Here is a 4,241-nt window from a genome sequence, read left to right as displayed (position 1 = left end):
CCTCTGTCCACTCTTAGATGAAACTATCTAATGATGAACAGAGGCTTTTTTGTTAAAGACTACCAGAGCGAATAATAGCGACTAAGAGCCATAATCCCAAGAACCCAGCAACCAAAAAACCAGCCATTCCGATAATCGAAAGTTGGGTGCCTTTGGTTGCCACAATGATAACTGTTGAAGCCATGATCAGAGCAGAAATAATAAGTGCAAAAACTAGACGGTTGACCATCTTATTGATTCCTGTCCACTTCTCATCCATATTGATTAAATCAATTTTGAACTTGCTGCGGCCGCTAATCAGACCATCTAGAAAAGCCGACAATTGACTTGGCAACTTAGATGAATGACTGAAAAATTGATACGTTTGGAGTAAAGCTTCTTCTGTATCGATTAAGTCTCGTACACTAAAAGTTCCGCTTGTTTTTAAATAACTTTTTGTGATTTTGATCAAATTCGCTTCTGGTGCCAAATCTGTAATTGTTCCTTCCAGTATCGTCAGCGCTTTTACTAATGTGACTAAATCACTAGGTAAGGACAAACGATGTCTACTTGTTATTTCAAAAATATCTGTCCACACACTTGCTATACGGATATTGCTTAAATCAGTTGAAAAATAGGTGTCAAATACATAAGTTAAGTCGTCATATAGTTCATTCCGATCGACTCGTCCTTTTTGGTTTCCCATTTGTAAAATCAAGCTGACTAATTGATTGATATCTTTTAAAACGATAGCTTTCAACAGTTGATTCAAAACTTCTTTATTGGCGTTGGATAATTCCCCCATAATACCAAAATCGATATAATAAATTTTTCCTTCTTTGATGATCATATTACCGGGATGCGGATCTCCATGAAAAAAACCATCATGGAAAACTTGAGACAAGTAAGAGAGTAAAAGTTTTTGACCGATATCATTTAAATCATAGCCTTCTTGCAACAATTCAGTAGTATGGGTAATTTTCAGCCCATCAATATATTCTTGAACAATTATTCGCTTGGAACTAAACTCGGTAAATGCTTTTGGCGCATTGACACAAGCAATATCTGCGTTCAATTCTTTAAATTTTACCATGTAATCCACTTCATTGCGAAAATCTAATTCTATTTTAGTCGTTTTACGAATTTCTTGAAATACCGAGATAGGATCTACCACTATTCCTTTTAGTATAGTTTCGGCTTTGGAGACTATTTTGATAAATAAGTCGATATCTCTTAAAAAACTTTCTTCTATTCCAGGCCGCTGGACTTTTAAAATCACTTCTTCGCCACTTAGTAATCTTCCTTTGTGGACTTGCGCAATGGAAGCACTAGCAATTGGTTTTTCTTCTACTAGTTCAAAAACCTCTTCTAACTCTTGGTCGAAGTCCTCTTTAAAGTTCTGCCGGACCTCATGAAATGGAAAAGGAGGCGCAGCATCTTGTAACTTAGCTAATTCTTCAATATATGCTTTTGGCAGAATATCTCGTCGCGTAGAAATAATTTGTCCCATTTTAATGAAACTTGGTCCCAACTCTTCAAAAGCTTTACGCAGATTTTGCGGATCCGCTTCTTTTTTTTGTGAATGGATCTTTGTATTATACATATGCCCGAAACCATAAGCAGCCAATACACTAATGATCTCTCTGAAGCGTTCGCTTTTCTTCACAAATGCCTCCCTCCTTTTCTTTTTCTTAATCATTATCGATTGTTCAGTTTATCAATCTTTTCATTTAACTCTTCCACTTTTCTCTCTAATTTTTCGATTTCTTTTCGTTGAGCAGTTTCCATCGTTTCTACCAGTTCTCGGACCGCTTCTTTGCTCAACGTTTCTTCAGATCCATGCTCTTTTTTCTTACGAATCAATTCTTGATTTAATAGCTTTCCTTGTTCAACTGTCAGCTTCCCCTTACCGACTAATTTATCCAGCATTTCTTCTGCTTTTTCATAGGTTAAGGTTGCACCACCGATTCCGGCTAAAATTATTTTCTTTAAATCGTCCATTACTTTCTCCTCCTTAGTCTTTTTGAGAATTAAGAATTTCTGCTTTAATCATTCGAAAGTTAGTTAACTGCTTAATGAATGCTTACAGTATAACATGAAAACGCTACAACGACCTATTTGCTCCTTTTTGCTTCTATTGCTGTTCGATTTGTTACCCCTGATCCTGGCTATTAAAAAAAGCAAAAAGAAGCAGCCCAACAATCGACCGCTTCTTTTTACTTTTAGAACAAGTTAGTTTACTCCATTATTTATTCGCTTCATCCGCATTTAAAACATATTCATAAGCGGTAATTTTACCTTCTACATGTTGGATTTCGAGTTCATTTTCAATGTAATTAATAGAATTCCCTAAATCCTCTGTACGTTTTGTGGTAAGACGATCCAATTCTTTTTTCGATTCATTCAACAAACGTGTTACATCTGACTCTGTCATATAACTCATTATAAATTCCTCCTAAAAAGTAATTTTCTACTATTTAAGTATACCGTTCTCTATCTTATATGACAATTAAATAGGCTTCAGCGTTTTTTTAGCCTCTCTTCCTTAAAGAAGAAGCATCTTTGTTCTTATCCTTTGATCGATCCAAGCATGCCGGAAACGAAGCTTCTTTGCATAAACATAAATAGAATAAGAGTTGGAATAGTAGCGATAATAATGGCAACCATTTGTACCCCATAATTTGCAACATAGGATGAAGAAGATAGCCCGGAAATAAGCAAAGTCATTGTATATTTGTCTTCTGTCTGCAAGATAACCAAAGGCAGCAAGTAACTGTTCCAAGAAGTCATAAATGCATATATTGTCGCAGCTGCATAGGTAGATTTCATCATTGGAAACACAATTCTAAAAAAAATTGCGTAACTGCCCGCTCCTTCGACTCTGCCAGAATCTATGATTTCATCAGGAAAAGATTTAAAGCTTTGTCTGAAGAAAAAAATCAAAAAAAGATTAGAGACAGCAGGCAAAATAATGGCTATATGCTGATTTACCAAGTGGAATCCGGCCATCATTTTAAATAATGGGATAACTAAAGCAGCAAAGGGGATCATCATAAAAAGTAAAAATATGGCATAAATAATTTCACTTTTTTTTGTTTTAAATTTTTCAAACCCAAATGCTGCTAATGAAGTCACCAGTAAACTCAATACGACCGTCACAAAAGAAATTTTAAGAGAATTCCACATAATCAGCGAAACGTTATATCCATTAAACAAATCAGAGATGTTTTGCATCAGATGTGTTCCAAACGTAATTTTCCCTTCAGCTATCTGGTTGGATGTATTGGTTGCTCCAGCAACCATCCAGTAAAAAGGAAAAATAGAAATAAACGAAAATAGAATTAAGAATAGATATCTCGCTATATCCAATAATTTGGCTTTCATTTCTCTTTCTCCTTCCATCATTATATTATACTAAAAACTGCTAGGGTCTATTGGTAACTTTTAATTGGATAATAGACAATATAGCTACAATTACAACAAGTACCCATGACAACGTTGCTGAGTAACCAAAATTTGAGGTGTAAACAAACGAGTGATTATAAATCAATTGAGCAGCAGTCAACGTTTCATTTGAAGGTCCACCCCCAGTTAAGTTGACAACTTCGTCAAATAACTGAATCGTTCCGATCGTAGAGGTAATCGTGGTAAAAACAATTACCGGTTTAAGTTGAGGAATAATAATTCGGAAAAATTTTTGAGCCGCATTAGCTCCATCTATTGAAGCGGCTTCTAATGTGTCTGCGGAGATGTTTTGGAGTCCCGCGAGATAAAAAATCATATTGTAGCCTGTCCAACGCCAACACAAAGCAATAATCACTGTTACTTTTGCCCAAAACGGACTATTTAACCAATTAATAGGCATCTGAATGATTCCACTCGTCAAAAGAAAATTATTTACGATACCTCCAACTTGAAACATCATTTTAAATAAAACAGAATAAGAAACCAATGAAGTAACACAAGGGAGAAAAAGCGCCAATCTAAAAAACGTTTTTCCTTTTAACGTTGGTGAATTTAGCATAAAGGCCAAAAGCAAGCCCAAGATCAACATAATCGGCACTTGAAAAATCAAGTACGTAAAATTATTCAAGAGTGCCTTCCAAAAGACAGTATCTTGGGTCATCCGAATATAGTTATGGAGCCCATTGAAAACAGAATTAAGGCCTTGCATGCTGTGAAAAGAGATATAAATGGAATAAAAAATAGGATAAAGCAGAAAAGCACTGCCGAAAAGAACAGCAAATATAATAAATTTCCAA

At 35.3% G+C, this 4,241-nt stretch carries 5 protein-coding genes; all 5 read right to left on the bottom strand.

Features of this window, described 5'->3' with window-relative positions:
- Positions 1-52: 52 nt before the first annotated feature.
- Complete coding sequence (locus RT405_RS04755) at positions 53-1,645, bottom strand: AarF/UbiB family protein (RefSeq protein WP_313468010.1); 1,593 nt, start codon at positions 1,643-1,645, stop codon at positions 53-55.
- Positions 1,646-1,677: 32 nt separating this feature from the next.
- The gene (locus RT405_RS04750) at positions 1,678-1,980 is read right to left on the bottom strand and encodes a hypothetical protein (protein WP_313468009.1); all 303 of its coding nucleotides are present in this window, start codon (positions 1,978-1,980) and stop codon (positions 1,678-1,680) included.
- A 244-nt stretch (positions 1,981-2,224) separates the two neighbouring features.
- Entirely contained in the window at positions 2,225-2,413 is a 189-nt protein-coding gene (locus RT405_RS04745) for a hypothetical protein (protein ID WP_192988505.1), read from the bottom strand.
- Positions 2,414-2,547: 134 nt separating this feature from the next.
- Positions 2,548-3,363: a carbohydrate ABC transporter permease gene (locus RT405_RS04740; RefSeq protein WP_313468007.1), complete on the bottom strand. Its 816-nt coding sequence runs from the start codon at positions 3,361-3,363 to the stop codon at positions 2,548-2,550.
- A gap of 40 nt (positions 3,364-3,403) precedes the next feature.
- Positions 3,404-4,241 (bottom strand): sugar ABC transporter permease (locus tag RT405_RS04735; protein ID WP_313468005.1); only part of this gene is annotated, 838 nt, incomplete at its 5' end.

The sequence above is a fragment of the Carnobacterium sp. genome, assembly GCF_032094055.1.
Classification (GTDB): domain Bacteria; phylum Bacillota; class Bacilli; order Lactobacillales; family Carnobacteriaceae; genus Carnobacterium_A.
The sequence above is the reverse complement of the archived record's forward strand: the minus strand, read 5'-3'. Positions and strand labels throughout refer to the sequence as shown.